Source organism: Embleya sp. NPDC025285 (genome assembly GCF_055558835.1).
In genome coordinates, this window is record NZ_JBVHLU010000003.1 from 200086 (window position 1) to 216622 (window position 16537).

Annotated in this window: 13 protein-coding genes and 1 pseudogene; 6 read left to right on the forward strand and 8 right to left on the reverse strand. The window is 72.9% G+C overall.

From position 1 onward, the window contains the following. Positions 1–65 precede the first annotated feature (65 nt). A complete protein-coding gene (locus ACZ4FV_RS03710) occupies positions 66–602 on the forward strand; it encodes a hypothetical protein (RefSeq protein ID WP_402232356.1) in 537 nt (178 codons plus the stop codon). On the opposite strand, the gene ACZ4FV_RS03715 is transcribed toward ACZ4FV_RS03710, so the two are convergent. After that, positions 560–5284 (reverse strand): HEAT repeat domain-containing protein, encoded by a 4725-nt coding sequence (locus ACZ4FV_RS03715; RefSeq protein ID WP_465321739.1) that lies wholly within the window; start codon positions 5282–5284, stop codon positions 560–562. The two genes, ACZ4FV_RS03710 and ACZ4FV_RS03715, sit on opposite strands and share 43 nt — an antisense overlap. Positions 5285–5634: 350 nt before the next feature. On the opposite strand from ACZ4FV_RS03715, the gene ACZ4FV_RS03720 reads away from it, so the two are divergent. Continuing rightward, positions 5635–6534: a GNAT family N-acetyltransferase gene (locus ACZ4FV_RS03720; protein ID WP_465321741.1), complete on the forward strand. Its 900-nt coding sequence runs from the start codon at positions 5635–5637 to the stop codon at positions 6532–6534. Positions 6535–6749: 215 nt separating this feature from the next. Here ACZ4FV_RS03720 and ACZ4FV_RS03725 read toward each other — a convergent pair. Beyond that, positions 6750–6872: pseudogene (locus ACZ4FV_RS03725) on the reverse strand (carbohydrate-binding protein); the annotation flags it as partial. 240 nt (positions 6873–7112) lie between these two features. On the opposite strand from ACZ4FV_RS03725, the gene ACZ4FV_RS03730 reads away from it, so the two are divergent. The 3 genes from ACZ4FV_RS03730 (at position 7113) to ACZ4FV_RS03740 (ending at position 10149) form a co-directional block, all read left to right on the forward strand. Then, positions 7113–7607 (forward strand): hypothetical protein, encoded by a 495-nt coding sequence (locus ACZ4FV_RS03730; protein ID WP_402232362.1) that lies wholly within the window; start codon positions 7113–7115, stop codon positions 7605–7607. A 526-nt stretch (positions 7608–8133) separates the two neighbouring features. Further along, a complete protein-coding gene (locus tag ACZ4FV_RS03735) occupies positions 8134–8877 on the forward strand; it encodes a GntR family transcriptional regulator (protein ID WP_395865933.1) in 744 nt (247 codons plus the stop codon). A gap of 108 nt (positions 8878–8985) precedes the next feature. Next, positions 8986–10149: an ROK family transcriptional regulator gene (locus tag ACZ4FV_RS03740; protein ID WP_395865887.1), complete on the forward strand. Its 1164-nt coding sequence runs from the start codon at positions 8986–8988 to the stop codon at positions 10147–10149. A 46-nt stretch (positions 10150–10195) separates the two neighbouring features. Here ACZ4FV_RS03740 and ACZ4FV_RS03745 read toward each other — a convergent pair whose 3' ends face one another. Further along, positions 10196–10636, reverse strand: a complete 441-nt coding sequence (locus tag ACZ4FV_RS03745) for a nitroreductase family deazaflavin-dependent oxidoreductase (protein WP_395865889.1) — start codon at positions 10634–10636, stop codon at positions 10196–10198. Beyond that, positions 10633–11271 (reverse strand): NAD(P)-dependent oxidoreductase, encoded by a 639-nt coding sequence (locus ACZ4FV_RS03750; RefSeq protein WP_395865891.1) that lies wholly within the window; start codon positions 11269–11271, stop codon positions 10633–10635. The genes ACZ4FV_RS03745 and ACZ4FV_RS03750 overlap by 4 nt, the downstream gene beginning before the upstream one ends. Positions 11272–11373: 102 nt before the next feature. Here ACZ4FV_RS03750 and ACZ4FV_RS03755 point away from each other — a divergent pair, with 102 nt between their 5' ends. Next, entirely contained in the window at positions 11374–11763 is a 390-nt protein-coding gene (locus ACZ4FV_RS03755; protein ID WP_395865893.1) for a winged helix-turn-helix transcriptional regulator, read from the forward strand. A gap of 85 nt (positions 11764–11848) precedes the next feature. Here ACZ4FV_RS03755 and ACZ4FV_RS03760 read toward each other — a convergent pair whose 3' ends face one another. The 4 genes from ACZ4FV_RS03760 to ACZ4FV_RS03775 all read right to left on the reverse strand — a co-directional run. Then, positions 11849–12898, reverse strand: a complete 1050-nt coding sequence (locus tag ACZ4FV_RS03760; protein ID WP_402232365.1) for an SIS domain-containing protein — start codon at positions 12896–12898, stop codon at positions 11849–11851. A gap of 255 nt (positions 12899–13153) precedes the next feature. Next, on the reverse strand, positions 13154–14203 hold the full coding sequence (locus ACZ4FV_RS03765; protein WP_402232367.1) for a hypothetical protein: 1050 nt from the start codon (positions 14201–14203) through the stop codon (positions 13154–13156). Positions 14204–14990: 787 nt separating this feature from the next. Next, on the reverse strand, positions 14991–16226 hold the full coding sequence (locus tag ACZ4FV_RS03770) for an ABC transporter permease (protein WP_465321743.1): 1236 nt from the start codon (positions 16224–16226) through the stop codon (positions 14991–14993). After that, a partial coding sequence (locus tag ACZ4FV_RS03775; protein ID WP_465321744.1) for an ATP-binding cassette domain-containing protein occupies positions 16223–16537 on the reverse strand: 315 nt, incomplete at its 5' end. The genes ACZ4FV_RS03770 and ACZ4FV_RS03775, both read right to left, overlap by 4 nt.

Consider the following 16537-nt stretch of genomic DNA (forward strand, 5'->3'; position numbering starts at 1 on the left):
TCACCGGGATTCCCGCCGGCCTCCACTGACATGGGTTGTCAGGGGACCGGGTCTACCCTCCGGCCATGTCCTTCACCGCGAAACTCCTGCGCGTGCACTCGCCGATCGAGGTGGCGGGTCGGCGGATCAAGCGCTACCACGTCACGCGCGATCCGCACGGGATCGATCCCGCCGTCGAGGCCGCCGCCTACGCGATCCTGCCCGAGTTGTTGCCCGCGCCGGACGGCACGCCGCCCGCCTCGTTCGTCGTGCTGCATCGGGGCGCGGACGACGGCGCGTATCTCAATGTGTACAGCTGGGTGTGGGACAACACCCTGCACTTCGCCGGTGTCGCGGCGGGCCAGCCGGTGCTCGGCTGTCCGGACCGTGATCCCACCAACTTCGTGCGTGTGGAGCGGTCGTTGATCGGCTGTGTCTGGGAGTTGCCGCCGATCCTGCACGAACGCGACGCGTGGGTGCGGCACATGCTCATCCCGGAGTCGCCCGACGGCCCCGACCTGGACGCCTACCTCGCCGACTCGCTCCCCGACGGCAGTACCGAGGATCGGGCCGGATACGGTCACCTCGGGGCGGCCTCGATCCGGTCGCGCAGTTCGGTGTAGCGGGCGCGGCGGTCCGGGCGGGCGTGTGCGGCGGCCTTGCGCAGTGCGGGCAGCGCGGGCACGCCGATCCGGGCCAGTGCCTCGGCGGCGGCTTCGCGAACCACCGGGTCGGCGTCCCCGAACAGGGTGACCAGGCCCGGAACGGCGGGCTCCCACCCGGCGTGGGACAGCGTACGGATCGCCATGCGCACGATGTCCCGACGCGGATCGGCGAGCAACCCCTCGGTGTGCCGCAGGTATGCCGCGCGGTCGAGCAGGCGGCGCGAGACGCGATGCGCGTGCAGCCGCACCCTCGGGACCGGATGGCTCAGCAACTCGACGACGAGGGACCGTACTTCGTCGTCCCCGCCGTGCTCGTCGGCGAGTCGGGACAGCGCCCGGCGGGCCTGTTCGGGCCCGTCGCCGCGGGCCGTGCCGATCAGTTCGTCGCGGGTGGGCCGCTCGGCGCCGGCGGGTACCGAGCGGGTCCGCAACTCGGCCAGGGCTCTGCCGCTTCGGGCCGCGGCATCGACACCGAGCAGGAACCCGTCCGTCAGGTTCAGGCGGTCGGCGAGGTCCGCGCGTCCCTGTACCCGCAACCGGCGCACGGTCTCGGTGAGTTCCGGGGTGCGCCGCGTCGAACGACTCGCAAGCAGGTCCAGGCAGCCCCAGCGGCCGGCTTCGAGTCGGGTCCGCAACACCTCGGCGAGCGTGTCGGCGGGGATGCGCCGGGTGGCGGTGAACACCTGGGCCCTGGTGGCCGGTGCGCCGTTCTCCCACCAGGAGACCAGGTGCGGCGTCATCCGCTCCGACTCTTCCACCGACATCAGGGCACACAGCCTCGCGGCCCGTTCCCGACCACCCTCGTCGTAGTCGGTGAAGTCCGTGACGCCCAGCAGCGCCCGGGCGAGCCCGCGCTGCGGCGGCAGGTCCGGCGTGCCCCGCAGGTACGCGTCGAGCGTGGCCCGCCGTACCTCCGGCTCGTCCCAGCCGCTCAGGGTACGCGCGGCGGCGGTGCGGCGCGCGGGTTCGGCGGCGGTGAGCAGGGCCAGCAGGCGTTCGCGCTGCGCGGTCGAACGTGGTTGGTCCAGGTCGGTCGGATCCGGCACCCGCGGCGCGGCGGCCCGGGCCGGCCGCGCGGCCCGTTCGGCCAGGACCCACGCGGGTGCGCCGATCGGCTGAAGCTCGGTCAACCAGTCGAGCAGGGGCCCCCGGCAGGCGGGATCGGCGGTCGGAAAGGCGTCGATCAGCGCGTCGACGCGCGCTCGGGAGTCGATGTCCGCGCAGCCGGCGGCGCCGCCGCCCTCGGCATCGGCTCCGGCTCGCGCCCGGAAGTCGGTGAAGGCCGGGAGCGAGCGCACCGCGTCGTCCAGGGCGGTCCGCCACGCCGCGACGTGGGCCGACGCGTCGGTATCGACGGCCGCCACGTGGCGATCGCGCGGAGCGGCACAGCCCACGGCCGAGTCGGACTCGCCGGCGCGCCGATCGGGCTCGGCCCCCGCCGCGTCCGCCCCCGCCGTCGGCATGAACGCAAGCCTGAGCACCTCGACTTCCGCCTCCCACGGATTCGGCCCCAGCCGCGCTCCAGTCAATGCCCGATCCACGTCGTGCCGGGTGAGTACCGCCCCACAACAGCGCAACACCGCCAACGGCGCCCGCCCCGCGAAGGATCGCGCAGGCAACGCACGAACGCGGGCCGCCAGGGCGAACGCCGCGACCTCGGACAACGTGTCGGCGATGCCTTCGAGCACCTCCTCCACCCCGCCCACAGCGCCGAGTTCGGCGGCGAGCACGTCGTACGCGTCCGCGAACGCACCGAGTTCGGCGGCCGACCACGGCGCGGGGCACACATCCAGCGCGAGGCGCAACACGGTGGCCCGATCCGCCGGCCGATCCCGCGCGACCGCCAACATCTGCGGCAACGCCTCCCGCAGGTCGGCCCGTTGCCCGACACCGATGTCCCCAGAGCGCGCCGCCAACCGCAACACCGCGCGCGCGTCCTCGTGATCGGGCCGCCCACCCTTGCGGGCGAGCGTGATCAGGTCGGCCCGCATCTCGGCGTCCTCGCCGGCCGTCGGCTCCGGCAGCGCGATGTCGTACGCCGCGAACTCCGCGGCCAGGTACCGCAGACGGCCGCACTTCAACCATGTCGTGCCCCGCGCCAAGCGGGTGAGCAGCGGCTCCGCGACCGGGGATCCGCGCCGGACCAGGGCCGCCACGGCCGGCACGGACAGCTCCCACGCCAACGCGTCGAGCAGCAGCCCGCGTTCGCGCGCGTCCGTCGCCCGCTCCGCCGCCGACAACACGCACACCGGGTACGCCTTCCGCCCCAGGATGACCCGGAGCGCACGCGTCAGCGACTCGCGCAGGCCCGGGTTGTCGTGCCGGCCGAGCCACCGCAGCAGCGCCGGGACCTGGGCCGGCGTACCGGCGTCGATCAGCGCCTGCGCCGCCGTCTTCTTGATGTTCATCACGGGGTGGTCCAGGCATGCCGCGATCGCCTCACCCGCCCATCGGGCCCGCGCGTGGCCGAGGGCGAGCAGGGCCTGACGCACCGTCTGCGGGTCGGCGGCCGAGGTGAGCGGGATCAGGCTCGCGGACAGGGACCGCGCGGCGTCCAGGTCGGCGTCGTGCGCGAGCAGTGCGATGACGTGCTTGCGCACGTGCGGATCACGGTGTCGGATCAGGTGGTGGACACGGTCCTTGACGTGTGCGGACGGTACCCGGCCGAGGAGTTCGAGCAGGACGGCCAGTTCGGCGTCGGTGACGCCGCTGCGCTCCAGCAGGCCGAGCGTGAGATCGACGACCAGTGCCTTTCGCGCCGCCTCCGGTGCGGACGCGTCGAGCAGGCACACCGGACGCAACACGCGGCGCCGGTACAGGCGTTCGCCCAGGTCGCCGATCGCCTGGTACACCTTGCCCGGCACGACCGGTTCGGCGGCCTCCTCGCCGCGGTTCGCGACCAGGTCGCTCACCACCCGCAGCAGCAGGTCCGCGAGCACGGGAATGGTGCGCGCGTCGCCGTGCTCGGCGAGTCGGCACAACGCCACGCCGGGCCGGAGCACGTCCAGGTCCGAGGTCCGCACCGCGAGTTCGTCCGGGTCGGGAATGCCGAGATCCGCTGCGACGCGTTCGGGCAGCCCCCGACGGTTGAGCCGAGCGCGCAACGTCCGGCGCGCGGCCGGGTCGTCGGTGAGGTGCCACAGCACCTCCAGTGCGAGGCCCGCCACCGGGCGCAGGTACGGCGCGACCACACCGTCGGGATCGGTGACACCCAGCGCCTCGCGCAGCGCCTCGACCGTACGCGCGCCGCCGATCGCCTCCAACGCGCGCAGCGCCGCCCGAGGCGCGCGCGGCAGGGTGGCGAGGACGGCGTCCTCCGCCTCCTGGTAACGCAGTTCGCGCAGGACGGACAGGATCGGCTCGGGTCGGACCGAGCCCGCGAGGCGCCCGGTGAGCACCTCGCCGACCGGCAGGTCGGGAGCGCCCTGGGCGGCCAACGCGTGCAGCAGTTCGACGCGCCGAGCCTCGTGCGGGTCGTCGTCCGCGACCGCGGTCAGAGCCCGCAACGCCTCGTGCCGCACGGTGAACAGCACGATCGCGACGTCCGCGGTGGACACGCGGTAGTCGGCGAGCGCGATCTCGATCACGGCCGGCACGTCGTCGGCCCGAACGAAGTGCCCGCGTCGATGCATCGCCCGCAGACACGCGAGGAACGGCTCGGCGAACAACAACGGGTCCGTGCCCGCGAGCGCCGACAGCCCTGCCGTCTCGCCGCGTTCGGCAAACTCCCCGACCGACTCCAGGGCGCGCCGCCGCCGGTGCCCCGGCAACCTCGGATCGGCCGCGATCTCGCGCAACAACCCGGACAGGCCGAACCGGGCCGCCGTCTCGACGGCCTCGGGGTGGGCCGACACCAGCCGCCGCAATGCCGGCTCGACGCTCGCGGGTGCGTTACCGGCGGCCCACGGTTCGGCCAGTTCGGCCAGCGCTCCCGCGACCACCCGCGCCCCGCCGGCCGGATCCAGCAGTTCGACCAGCCATCCGCGTGCCTGCTCCGGCCCGAGCAGCGCGCCGTACACCGCCTCCCGAACCACGCCCAGCGCGGCCGCGCGCAGCACCGGATCGGGCCGCGCGACCAACCCGCGCAGGTAGCCGTCCAGGTCGGCCGGCGCGTCGGCGTCGATCGCGCGCACCGCCTGGTACAGCTCCTCACCAGGCGGTTCGGCCCGCACGGTCGCCTCGGGTCGGGCGATGATCTCCGCGCGCAACCAGGCGATCCGAACCTTGGCCGGCCACGCCGACGACCGCCGTTGCGGCACCGGGACGCGCAGTCGCGCGCACGCCTCGGCCAGCACCACCGCCGTCTCGGCCGAGCCCGCCAACGACGCCGAGCCGGCCGACATCGCGGACGACAGGGCCGCCGACGCCGCGGACAGCAGGGGCGCCGCCTCCGCGACGGAGTCCGGATCGGGCCACCCGGCGCGGTCGCGGAGCAATACCACCCCGAGGTGGCGCAGCACCGGATCCGCGTGTCCGATCAACCGCCGCAACACCGCGACCGGGCACGGCGTCCCATCGAAGTAGGCGGAGAGCCGGCCGACGTCGCCCCGACGCACGGCGTCCGTCACGACATCCGGCACCGCGTCCTTCGCGGCGTCCCCCACCGCGTCCTTCACGCCGGCCCGGTCGGAAGTCGTCATCGGTCGATCCTAGGCAGGCCGCCGATCCGGCACGAACGAGTATTCGCCCGGGGTGACGGCGTTCGACGGACGCCCGCCCGTACCGGGCGCACGACGCACCACCCCGCCGCCGGCCCGCCGGCCCCTGCCCCGCCGCCCATCGGCGCCCCGACTCGGCAGGTCCGCGGGGTCGCCCTTGCCGTCGGGTCGCCGCGCCGGCTACGTTCGCCACCTCACCACCCGCCATTCGGTCGGGCCCCGGCCGAGCGAGGAGGTGTGCGGCGGATGCGCGCGAGTGCCCGGATGCCCCGAATCGGCCCCACCGGTTTCGAGCGTCCTCTCCCCGACCCGCACCCTTCGCTGGAGTCTTGTTGTCCACGCACCTCACCCCGCTGACCGACCCCGCGCAGAACCCGGCCGGTCGCCGACTTGCCTGGCTGGCCTCCGACGCCGACGGGATCCCGCTCGGCTCGGCCTTCCTGCGGCTGTTCACCAGGCCCGGGCAGGACCATCTGGCCGAACTCGACCTGCGCGTCCACCCGGCCGAGCGCCGCCGCGGCACCGGCGGGCGGCTCCTGGCCGCGGCCGTCGAGGCGGCTCGCGCGGACGGGCGCCGATCGCTCCTGACCCAGGCCGAGGTCGACTCCCCCGGCGATCGCTTCCTGGCGGCCCGCGGCTTCCGCGCGGTACTGACGCTGATCTACGCCCGGCTCCCGCTCGCCGAGGTCGACCTCGCGGCGGTGACCGAGGTCGCCGAGCGAGCACATCCCGGCTATCGCTTCCTCGCCTGGGACGGCATCGTCCCGGACGCGTGGGCCGACACCTTCGCCGTCTCCCGCCGAGCGATGGACGACATGCCGATGGGCGACACCGACTACGGGACGGTGATCTGGGACGTGGACCGGGTTCGGGCGGCGGCGCGGGCCATCGCGGACCGCGGCGAACTGCTGCACACGATCGCCGCGATCGACACCGCCGACGGGTCGATCGTCGGCTTCACCGAGTTGGTCGTCCCCGGCGACGGCAAGGGCGACGGGCAGCACTACAGCACCGGCGTGTTGCCCGAGCACCGCGGGCACGGTCTCGGTCGCCGGATGAAGGCCGAGGCGATCCTCCGAGCCCGGGACCGGCACCCGGATCTGGCCGGTCTGTGCACCGACACCGCCGCCGAGAACCGCGCGATGCTCGGGATCAACGACGCCCTCGGCTACCGCCCCACCCACCGGTCCACCGAGTACCGACTCGACCTGCTCGACCTGCCGACCGGCTGAGACCGCGTCGGCACGACCCACCGTCGCGATGGCCACGTCGCTGCCACCCCGCGGGGACCGACCTCGGCATACGCCGACGGACCGGAGTTCGCCGCATCGGCGACTCCGGTCCGTCTCGCGCCCACCACGGCGTCGTCACGCCCGGCGGCGCCGGCATCTCGGCGGCCGGGTCGACCCGCGCCGACGATCGGGTACTCCGGACACCGGTGCTCCGGTCAACCCGTGCCCAGGTCCTGCCACACACCCCACTGGCCGGTCGCACCCGGCTCCTCGCCCTGCGTCCACCACTTCGTCTTCCACGAAAGTCCCTTGTGCGAAACGGTGTTGTTCGCGACGTAGATCGCCGAGGGTGCCCTCCGGTTCCGGGCCGTCAATTCCGGGCCGTCAATACATTGGACTGGACCAATTTCGCCGAACTCCGAGGTGCACTCGCGGTCGACCGCGACGCGCCGACGGCACCCGGCGGCATCACTCCGGGCGCCCGGCGGCATCACTCGGGACCAGACGCGTCACCCGGACGGTTGGGTATCACTCCGGGCAATGCGGGCAGGCGTCCCGGCATGTCAACAATCGACGCCATGTCGGGAATCGACATCCCCGCTCCGAGCCCCCGCCCGCCCACGCCGGCGAAGGCGTCCGCGACCACCCGACCGACCGGGCGCCACCGCCGAACCCGGCGCCGCAAGGGCCGCCTGCGCCGACGACTGCTCGCCTACCGCGAGGTGGATCTGGTGCACTCCGCCGATCCCGCGCACGACGGCGGCGCGTGCCTGCTCCTGGTGCACCTGCGGCGGATCGTCGGCTGCGTCACCTACCGGGTCTGCCCGCTGTGCGCGCTGGGCGTGATCACCGAGGTGCGCGTGCGCGAGCCCTTCCGTGACACCGGCCTGGGCACCCGGGCCCTGTCCCATCTCCAGGCCACCCACCCGGGCACCACCTGGCACAACACCGACCCCGCCCGCCTCATCGCCGACCTGATGCGCCGCATGCGCATCGCCTCCACCCCCACCCCGCCCTCCTGTCCCCACCCCCTCGCGACCCCACCGGGCCCACCCCGCACCGACACGCCGTGACGGACGACGCTCCCCGGCCCGCGCCGACATCGGTTGTCCCTCCGATCCGACGTTCGATGTTCGTCCGGGCGTTTCGCGGATGGGGACGTCTTTTCGTCGGGTCGTCTTCGCGGTCGGGCAGGCTCCGAGCGTGAGCCCCTCGTCGAAAGTCCGCTCCCTCCCCGGCCTTGCCGAACCGGGTCGCCGACCGCCCACCACGCGGCCCGCACGTCCCACGCGGCCCGGGATGCGCGGGTGGCGTGGAACGAGCGCGTCATCGGAACTCCCCCGCACAGTTCCGGAGTCGCACCGGATTCTTCTCGCGACGTGTGCCCCGGATCGGGTGGTGAACCGTTCGCGCAGGTCAGCGTAGGAGACACCGCACCGAGCGGATCGGTGTGAGCCAGGTCACCGGGAAGTTCGACCGACTTGGTCTGGACCTTTCGTGGTCCGACGCGGTTATATTCAACCGTCTTTACTAAACCGAGCATGCAATAAGTCCGCGCCGCGCAGGCGTCGGCCAGCCGAGGGGGCGTCCGTGAGCAGCATGGCGACATTGCCGGACGAAGCGGTCTTCGGTGAACCCAAGTATTGGCAACTGCGCACGTCCTTGCTCAAGGCGATCGACGAGGACTTCAACTCCGGCGACATCCTGCCCAACGAGCGCGAACTCGCGGCCCGTTTCGGCGTCGCCCGCGCCACCCTTCGGCACGCGCTGGAGCAGCTCGAACTCGAAGGCCGCCTGGTCCGCAAGCGCGGCGCCGGCACCACCGTCGCCGGCCCGCGCGTGGACGTCTCGCTCAGCGCCGACGGCGAGGGCTGGCCGGGCGTGGACCTGCGCGACCGCGAGGTGATCGACTGCGCCACCGTGCCGGTGACCGACGAGTTCGCGGACACCCTCAAAGGCCGTCCCTCGGCCCTGGTGCACCGACTGCGCCGTCGCCAGTTCTCCATGCGCCAAGTGGTCGGCCTGGAGTGCCTGTACGTCTCGCGCGCCGTCGTCCCGTCGCTGTCCACCCGCGTCCCGGGCTTCGAGCGCGCCTCGCTGATGCTTCGTCAACTGCGCGGCCACCGCCTGGAGGGCCGGCACCGCGCGGTCGAACTGGGCGTGGCCGAGGCCGAGGAAGCCCGTTACCTGGAGCGTCCGCCGGGTACGGCCGTGCTGGTCGTGACGACGACGTACACCGCGCTCGGCCGGACCGCCGCGGTCACCGTGGCCACGTATCGTGCGGACACCTGCCGGCTCGCGTTCGCCGAGGCCGGGCCGACCGCGTTGCGGCCCGCGTCCTGATCCGACGGGAAATCTGGGTACCATCCGCGCCTGAGCGACGACGTGCACGACGGGCGCGGACGCCCGGACGAACGCACCGCGCGACGGCGCGATGAGAGGACAAGAGCTGTGGCACAGGTGACCGGCGGGGACTCCTCCGTGGTCCGACGGATCAACTCCGCCGCGACCCTGCGCGCGCTGCGCGGTGGCGAGGTGCTGACGGTGACCGCGCTGATGGAGGCCACCGGGCTGTCCCGCCCCACCGTCGAGGGTGTCGTGGACGGACTGCTCGCCGAGGGCCTGGTCGTGGAGACCACCACCGCCGAGAGCGAGGACGGCAGCCGCCCCCGCGGCCGGCCGGCCCGACGCTTCCGCTTCCACGCCGAGGCCGGCCACCTGCTCGGCGTCGACGTCGGCGTGCACCACATCCGGGTCGTGCTCGCCGACCTCGGGGGCACGATCGTCGGCCGTGCCGCGCGCACCGTCGAGGAGGACTGCGAGGCCGAGGATCGCCTGGAGCGAGTCCGCGGCCTGATCACCGAGACCCTGCGTCGGGCCCAGATCTCGCGCGGTTCGTTGTGGGGCGTGGGCATCGGCACGCCCGGGATCGTGGACACCGAGGGTGTGGTCACGCTGTCCTCGGCGATGCCGGGCTGGACCGGCCTGGACCTCGCCGGCCGACTCGGCCGCTCGTTCAGTTGTCCGGTCCAGGTCGAGAACGACGCCAACCTGGCCGCGATCGGCGAGCGTTGGAAGGGCGTCGCGGTCGGCTCCGACGACATCGTCTACGTGATGGCCGGCCTCAGCCCGGGCGCCGGCTCGTTCATCAACGGCCGCCTGCACCGCGGCTTCGGCGGCGCCGCCGGCGAGATCGGCGCGCTGCACCTGCTCGGCCGGCAGGTCACCCCGGAGAACCTGCTGTCCACTACCGGCACACCGCTGCCGCCGCTGGACGAGGCGGCCGTCGGCGAGGTGTTCCGGCACGCGGCCGCAGGCGACCCGACCGCGACCGAGGCGGTGGACCGGTTCGTCCAGCGCCTGATCCACGACGTCACCGCGCTCGTGCTGGCGCTCGATCCGGAGATCGTCGTGATCGGCGGCTGGGCGGCGGGCCTCGCCGACGCCGTTCCGCCGCTGACCAGCGAACTGCGCCGGCTGTGCCTGCGCATGCCACGCGTCGAACTGTCCGCCCTGGGCGCCGACGGCGTCGCGCTCGGCGCCGTACGGGTGGCCCTCGACCGAGTGGAGCACCGCCTGTTCGCGGTCGAACACACCGGCTCCGCGAGAGCGTAGGGCCGGCCCGAGGGAACCCGGCAGACCCGCACCCTCACCCTCACTCTCATCCGATGCCTGCGATCGTCGCCGCCCGCTCGATGATCACCACCGGGATGTCCCTGGTCGTGCCCTTCTGATACGCCTGGTACGACGGCATCGCCGCCACCATCAGCCCCCACAACCTCGGCTTCTCCGCTGCCGTCGCGGTGCGCGCGTGGGCCGGCACGTCCGTCGCCCCGATCCTGATCGTCACGGCCGGATCGGCGACCAGGTTCAGGTACCACGCCGGATGCCGCTCGCCGCCCCGGTTCGAACCCGCCACGATCCATCGATCACCGTCGCGCGCGTACACCAACGCGGTCCGCCGCAGCAGCCCCGACCGGCGCCCGCGCGTGGTCAACAGGAGGTCGTCGATCCCTTCCCGGGCCTGCCCGTCGCTCTCCACGAAGCGCCGGATGTGCTCCGCCACCCACGGATCGGGGCTGTCCACGACCGACCCGGTCATCGCCCGTCCTCGATCCCGACGTGCACCCCGCGCAGCTTCGGCGTGTCGATCTCGTCCAGCAGCGCGATCGCGAAGTCCGGGTAGGACACCCGGCTTTCCGCGTCGGCGGGCGCGACACGATGGTGACCGGTACGCACGCCCTGGTGGTCGAAGTCGCCCGCCGGGCTCAGCACGACCCACTCCGGCCCGGCCTGCGACGCGCTCAGCGCCGCGTTGCCCTCGGCGTGCGCGAGGAAGAACGCCCGGTACTCCTGCGGATATCCCGGCGTATCCATCAGCAACTCGCCGGACTCGGTCGGCAACACCGAGGCCAGGCCCACCCACACCAATCGCCCCACACCCGCCCGGGTCAGCCCGTCCAGCAGCGCCCGCACCGCCCGCCCGAAGAAGTCACCCACCGGCGCCGCCGGGTCGTACACCGCCGCGACCGCCGCGTCGTGGCCCGCCGCGAGTTCGGCCACCGCGTCCGCGTCGGTCACGTCGCCCGCGACCACACGTACGTCCGAGTCGGCCAAATCCGGGTACTTCGCCGGATCGCGCACCACGGCGGTGACCCGGTGCCCCCGGCGCAACGCCTCCGCGACGGCCGTCCGTCCGGTCCGACCGCCCGCGCCGAAAACGATGATGTCGCTCATGGATGCCACCCCGCTCGTCCGGGTCGATGCCTTGTCTCGACCACCGCCGCGAACGCTACCCAGGACCCTGGTTACCTCCCGGATACCAACTACGCTGGGCCCATGAGCGAGGCGACCACGGAACCCCTGTCCGCGGACATGTTCGACCCCGTCTGCCCGTCGAACCTGTCCCCGATCCGGTTCGGCGACAAATGGGCGGCGATGATCATCCGCTGTCTGGAGGGCGGTCCGCGACGCTTCTCCGAACTGCGCGTGCCCATGCGCGGCGTCACCGCGAAGGTGCTCACCCAATCGTTGCGCACGCTCGAACGCGACGGGCTGATCAGCCGCACCGCCCACGACGCCCCGGTCCGCCGGGTCACCTACGCCCTCACTCCGCTGGGCCGCAGCATGCTGGTCCCGATGGCCGCCGCGTGCGAGTGGGCGGCGGCGAACTGGGACGAACTCCTGGACGCCCGCGAGGCCGCCACCGACCTGGACCGCACGGCCTGACGGCGCCACCGGCGGGCTCGGCGGTTGCCGCCGCAGGTGCCTCGGTCGACTACCGCGCCTCGGTCAACTCCCGCGCCCCGGTCGACTACCGCGTCTCGGTGACCTTCGCCAGTGCCCGAGGCGCGTCCGGGTCGCAGCCGCGTCCCAACGCGACCTCGCGCGCGAGCAGTTGCAGCGGCAGGATCTCCAGGATCGGCGACACCTCCTCGGCGACCCCGGTCGGCAACACGAAGCCCCGACCGTACTCGGCCACCGCTTCGGCGGACCCGATCACGTACAGATCCGCGCCGCGTTCGCGCAGCCGGTCCAGCACCGGCCGCAGCGCGGTCCCGCCCGCGCCGTCCGGTGCCACCGCGAGCACCGGCCAGGCCCGGTCGACGATCGCGAGCGGGCCGTGCATCAGGTCCGCGCCGGAGAACGCCTGCGCACCGATGTAGCTGGTCTCCATGATCTTGAGCGCCGCCTCACGCGCGGTCGGGTACCCGTAGCCGCGCGCGGTGACCACGAGCCGGTCCGCGAACCGGTACCGCTCGGCAGGTCCCTCGATCTCGCCCTGCCGCTCCAGGATCACGCGGGCCGCCTCGGGCAGCGTCCGCGCCGCCTCGCCGGTGCCACCGCGAAGGTGGTCCACCAGCAGAAACAGGGTGAGCAGCTCGGCGGTGTAGGTCTTGGTCGCGGGCAGCGCGAGTTCCGGGCCGGCGAGCACGTCCAGATGCAGGTCGGACTCGCGGGCGAGCACCGAATCGGCGTTGTTGGTCACCGCGAGCGTGAGCGCGCCGTCCGCGCGGGCCTGCCGGGCGGAGGCGATCAGGTCCGGGGAGCCGCCGGACTGACTCACCGTCACCACCAGGCAGCCGGCCAGACGTTGCCGTGCACGGTAGGCGGTCGTGGTGGACATCGAGGTCAGGCCCGCCGGCAGGCCGAGCAGCACCTCGGTGAGGTAACGCGCGTACAGCCCCGCGTTGTCGGAGGTCCCTCGCCCGGTGAACAGCACGAACCTCGGATCGCGCGCCCGGATCTCCTCGGCGACGGCGCGGATCGCCCCGAGCCCCTCGGTCAGGATCCGAGCCAACCCTTCGGGCTGGGCCGCGATCTCACCGGCCATCACCGACCCGGGCACGAGGGAAACGGTCATGACGGCGGTACCTCCGGCTGCGACGAAGCGGAGCACGAGGTGATCCCGACGTGCCTCGACCCACGCCGAAACAGGGCACGGCGCGGTGGACCGAAGGTATCCACCACGCCGAACGAGACGCAATATTGGTCTGGACCACTCTCCTCCCGAACCACAAAACGCCGAGGGCCGGAGCAGGCCATGCCCATGCCTTGAAACCCCGATCTCCGCACCGACCACGACGGGTCGAACGGGCGGGGTGACCAGCCGGCCGAATCAGGCGTTCTCGCGTGTCCGCTCGGGAACGACTTCCGCGCCGGACTCGGCCCTTCGCCCCGACCGCCCCGACCGCCCCGAAGGCAACATCCCGCGAACCCACGTGCCCGGCATCGCCCACAACACCCGCGCCCGCGCCCGAGGGCCCGAGCTCAGTGCGGCCATCCGCGCCCGAGGGCCGTCCGTCCAGGCCAACCAACGCGGGCGCGTACGCCCCGCGAGCAGACCCAGGACGATCGCCGCGCCCACCGCGATCAGATGTTCCCGGCCGGCCAGGTTGGGCAGGATGATCGACTCCAGGACCATCGACCCGCCGGTGATGGTGAAGAGTATGGGCGCGCGGTGGATGATCGAGAGGTACGTGAACAGGCCCACCACGGCCGCCGACGGACCGGTGTCCAGCACGTGCGCGGCCGACGAGGGCAGCCCGATCGCGTGGTCCGGGCCGATCGCGATCATGATCCGGGCACCCATCGTGCCCGCGAGCGTGGTCACGTAGGCGACCATCAGCGTGCGGCCCGCCCCGAGCGAGAGCTGGGCGATCGCGAAGGCGAGGAACAACTGCGTGATGCCCGCCCAGACCGGCAGGTTCAACGCGGGCACGAACAGCGAGACCGGCGTCCGCAACAGGGCCAGCCACAGCGGCAGGTCGGCACTCACACCACCGAGGAGGCGCACCGCGGTCTTGCCGGTGGGGGTCTGCCCGATCGCGTGGAAGAAGATCACCGCGGAGCTGGCCACCACCGCGAGCGTGAGCCCCTTGCCGCGGGTGCGCCACAGTTGCCGGACCGGATCGGCGACGATCCCCCGCCACTCACCGCACAGGGTCCGCCACAGGAAGAGAAGCAGTTGCAAGGGCGCGGACCACAACCGGTCGCGCCGCCCGCGCGGGGCGGCGGACGAACCTTCGCCGACCGGCTTCCGTACGGTGTCCTGGACCATCGACTCGGCGCTGTCGGGCACCCGCGCTCGGGTGAGCGTCCCCGCCGAGGTGGACCCGCCGGCGCAGTCGTCGCCGTCGTCCCGGCGATCGTCGAGAACGCGCAACACTGCTGACCAACCCCCAACGACTCGTCGAGTCCGACAGCCACAGACCCGGGCCGGTGGCGTTGTGGCATTCACCACGCCCTGCCCTCAGCAGCGCCATCGCAGGACGAGGACACGACACACACCGGTCGGAGGGTTGACGCTGGGCGGACGCTCCGCGGTTGCGACAGATTCCGGTCGGCCGGGCGATGCGGTAGGTGGTGAACCGCTTTCCACACCAAAGATTACCGACTGCCGGCGCCGGCCATCGTCAACCGAATCGATGACTTCACCATGCCGAGGTCATCATCTGGTCGTATGAAATCTCTCCCCACCCCCTGCCGACCTGCACCGATGCGTGGCGCGCCGGATGCGATCCGGTGCGCCGACAACCGCTCGCTCCACGGTTGGTTCGACGGTCGGTCGGCGGAACGGGCGTGCGGCGTAGGAGATCCACGCCCGTAACGTAACGAATCCGCCTGATTGCGGATGGTGAGATCCGTGGGTCGGGCGGCTTCGAACATCGCGTGGAGTGGTCGGGCGCTGGACGCGTACTCCGGGTCGTCGAGCGGCGAACGCGGTCAAGTCTTGCCCAGCTGGTGCCCAGGTTTTGCCCAGGTTCCGTAATGGCGAGAGTCGAGCCGACGCCGGGCGGTCCGGACCGGCCCGGATCGGATCGGGCCGGTCCCGACCCGATCCGGTGCAACCCGGCTCGGGCCCGAACCGGCCCATCCGCAACGCACCTTCGGCACGTGACGCTCGGAGCCCGCGCCCCGCGCCCCCACGCTCGCGTCCCGCCCTCAGCCCGTCCTCAGCCCGAGCTCAGTGCCTCGGTGGGTGGCAGTCGTGCCGCGCGGCCGGCCGGGTACAGGCCGGCGAGTGCGCCGATCGCCACCGATGCGGCGACGCCGCCCAGGATGGCCGGCCACGGCAGTACCAGCGGCCATCCCTGTGCGTGGGCGTACCCGCTCGTGACGATCAACCCGAGCAGTACGCCCGCCACGCCGCCCAGGCCGGACAGCGTCACCGCCTCGGTCAGGAACTGCAGCCGGATCTGGCCGCGTCCGGCACCCAGGGCTCGGCGCAGTCCGATCTCCTGGCGGCGTTCGAGGACGGAGATGACCATCGTGTTGGCCACCCCGACCCCGCCCACCAGGAGCGCGACCGCTCCCAGGCCGACGAACAACCCGGTGAAGGTGTTCTTGGCGGCGAGCTGCGCCTCCAACGCGTCGGAGGGGCGGCTGACCTTGACTCCGGCGGGGTCGGCCGGGTTGACGGTTGCGGCGAGGACGTTGCGTACGTCGTTGACGGCGTCCTCGGTGGAGCGTTCGTAGATGCGGGTGGGGTGTCCGTCGAAGTCGAGGAGGTCGCGGGCGGCCTGCCAGCCGACCAGCGCGGTGCGGTCCACCTCCGGTGCCAGGGGTATGGGGTCCAGGATGCCGATGACGGTGAACCATCGGTGGCCGATCCACACCTGCCGGTCGGGCCCGTCGACGCCGAGCAACTCGGCCGCCCGCGAGCCCAGCACGACGGTGGGGTAGCGGGAGGTGGCGGCGTTGAACCACTGCCCCTTGCCGACCCGTCCGCCGATCGTGCCGAGGAGGTCCTCGCGGGTCGCGGCGACGGTGATGCCCTTGGTCTCGCGCGGGTCGATCCGGTCGGTGCGTCGGACGCTGCGAGCGTCCAACTGGGCCGTGGCGCTCGCGGAGGTCACCGGGCCGATCCGGCGCACCATGTCGACCGCGTCCTCGGGCAGTTTCACCTTGCCGCCGAACATGGAGTCGCCGGGTCCGACCGAGAGCATGTTCGTGCCCAGGCTTCGGATCTGGTCCATGAGTCGGGCCTGGCTGGCGGTGCCGATGCCCAGGACGGCGACCATCGCGGCGATCCCGATGGCGATGCCCAGGCCGGACAGGATCGCGCGCATCGGCCGGCCGCGTACGCCGAGCAGGCCGACGCGCACCACGTCGACGGGCCCGAGCCGGGCCGTCCCCGGCAACGGCACCGGCGTCGGCCGGGGGGCGGTGTCGTGAGCCGACAGCGTCATCCGGGCACCCCCGCCGGCAGTTCGCCGGGGACACCGCTGTCGGCGTGGATGCGGCCGTCCAGGATCTCCACCCGGCGCGGCAACGACCGGGCGATCCCGGGGTCGTGGGTGATCACCACGATGGTGGTGCCGTCCGCGTGGAGTTCGTGCAGCAGCCGCATCACCGTCGTCCCGGAGCGTGAGTCGAGTGCGCCGGTGGGTTCGTCGGCGAGGACGAGTGCGGGGCGGGCGACCAGTGCGCGGGCGATGGCGACGCGTTGGCGTTCGCCGCCGGACAATTCGCGGGGGACGTGGTCGAGTCGGCTGCCCAG

Coding starts and splice junctions, on each gene's coding strand:
- ACZ4FV_RS03710 (WP_402232356.1), top strand. CDS start 66: ATGTCCTTCACCGCGAAACTCCTGCGCGTGCACTCGCCGATCGAGGTG.
- ACZ4FV_RS03715 (WP_465321739.1), bottom strand. CDS start 5,284: ATGACGACTTCCGACCGGGCCGGCGTGAAGGACGCGGTGGGGGACGCC.
- ACZ4FV_RS03730 (WP_402232362.1), top strand. CDS start 7,113: ATGTCGGGAATCGACATCCCCGCTCCGAGCCCCCGCCCGCCCACGCCG.
- ACZ4FV_RS03735 (WP_395865933.1), top strand. CDS start 8,134: ATGGCGACATTGCCGGACGAAGCGGTCTTCGGTGAACCCAAGTATTGG.
- ACZ4FV_RS03745 (WP_395865889.1), bottom strand. CDS start 10,636: ATGACCGGGTCGGTCGTGGACAGCCCCGATCCGTGGGTGGCGGAGCAC.
- ACZ4FV_RS03750 (WP_395865891.1), bottom strand. CDS start 11,271: ATGAGCGACATCATCGTTTTCGGCGCGGGCGGTCGGACCGGACGGACG.
- ACZ4FV_RS03755 (WP_395865893.1), top strand. CDS start 11,374: ATGAGCGAGGCGACCACGGAACCCCTGTCCGCGGACATGTTCGACCCC.
- ACZ4FV_RS03760 (WP_402232365.1), bottom strand. CDS start 12,898: ATGACCGTTTCCCTCGTGCCCGGGTCGGTGATGGCCGGTGAGATCGCG.
- ACZ4FV_RS03770 (WP_465321743.1), bottom strand. CDS start 16,226: ATGACGCTGTCGGCTCACGACACCGCCCCCCGGCCGACGCCGGTGCCG.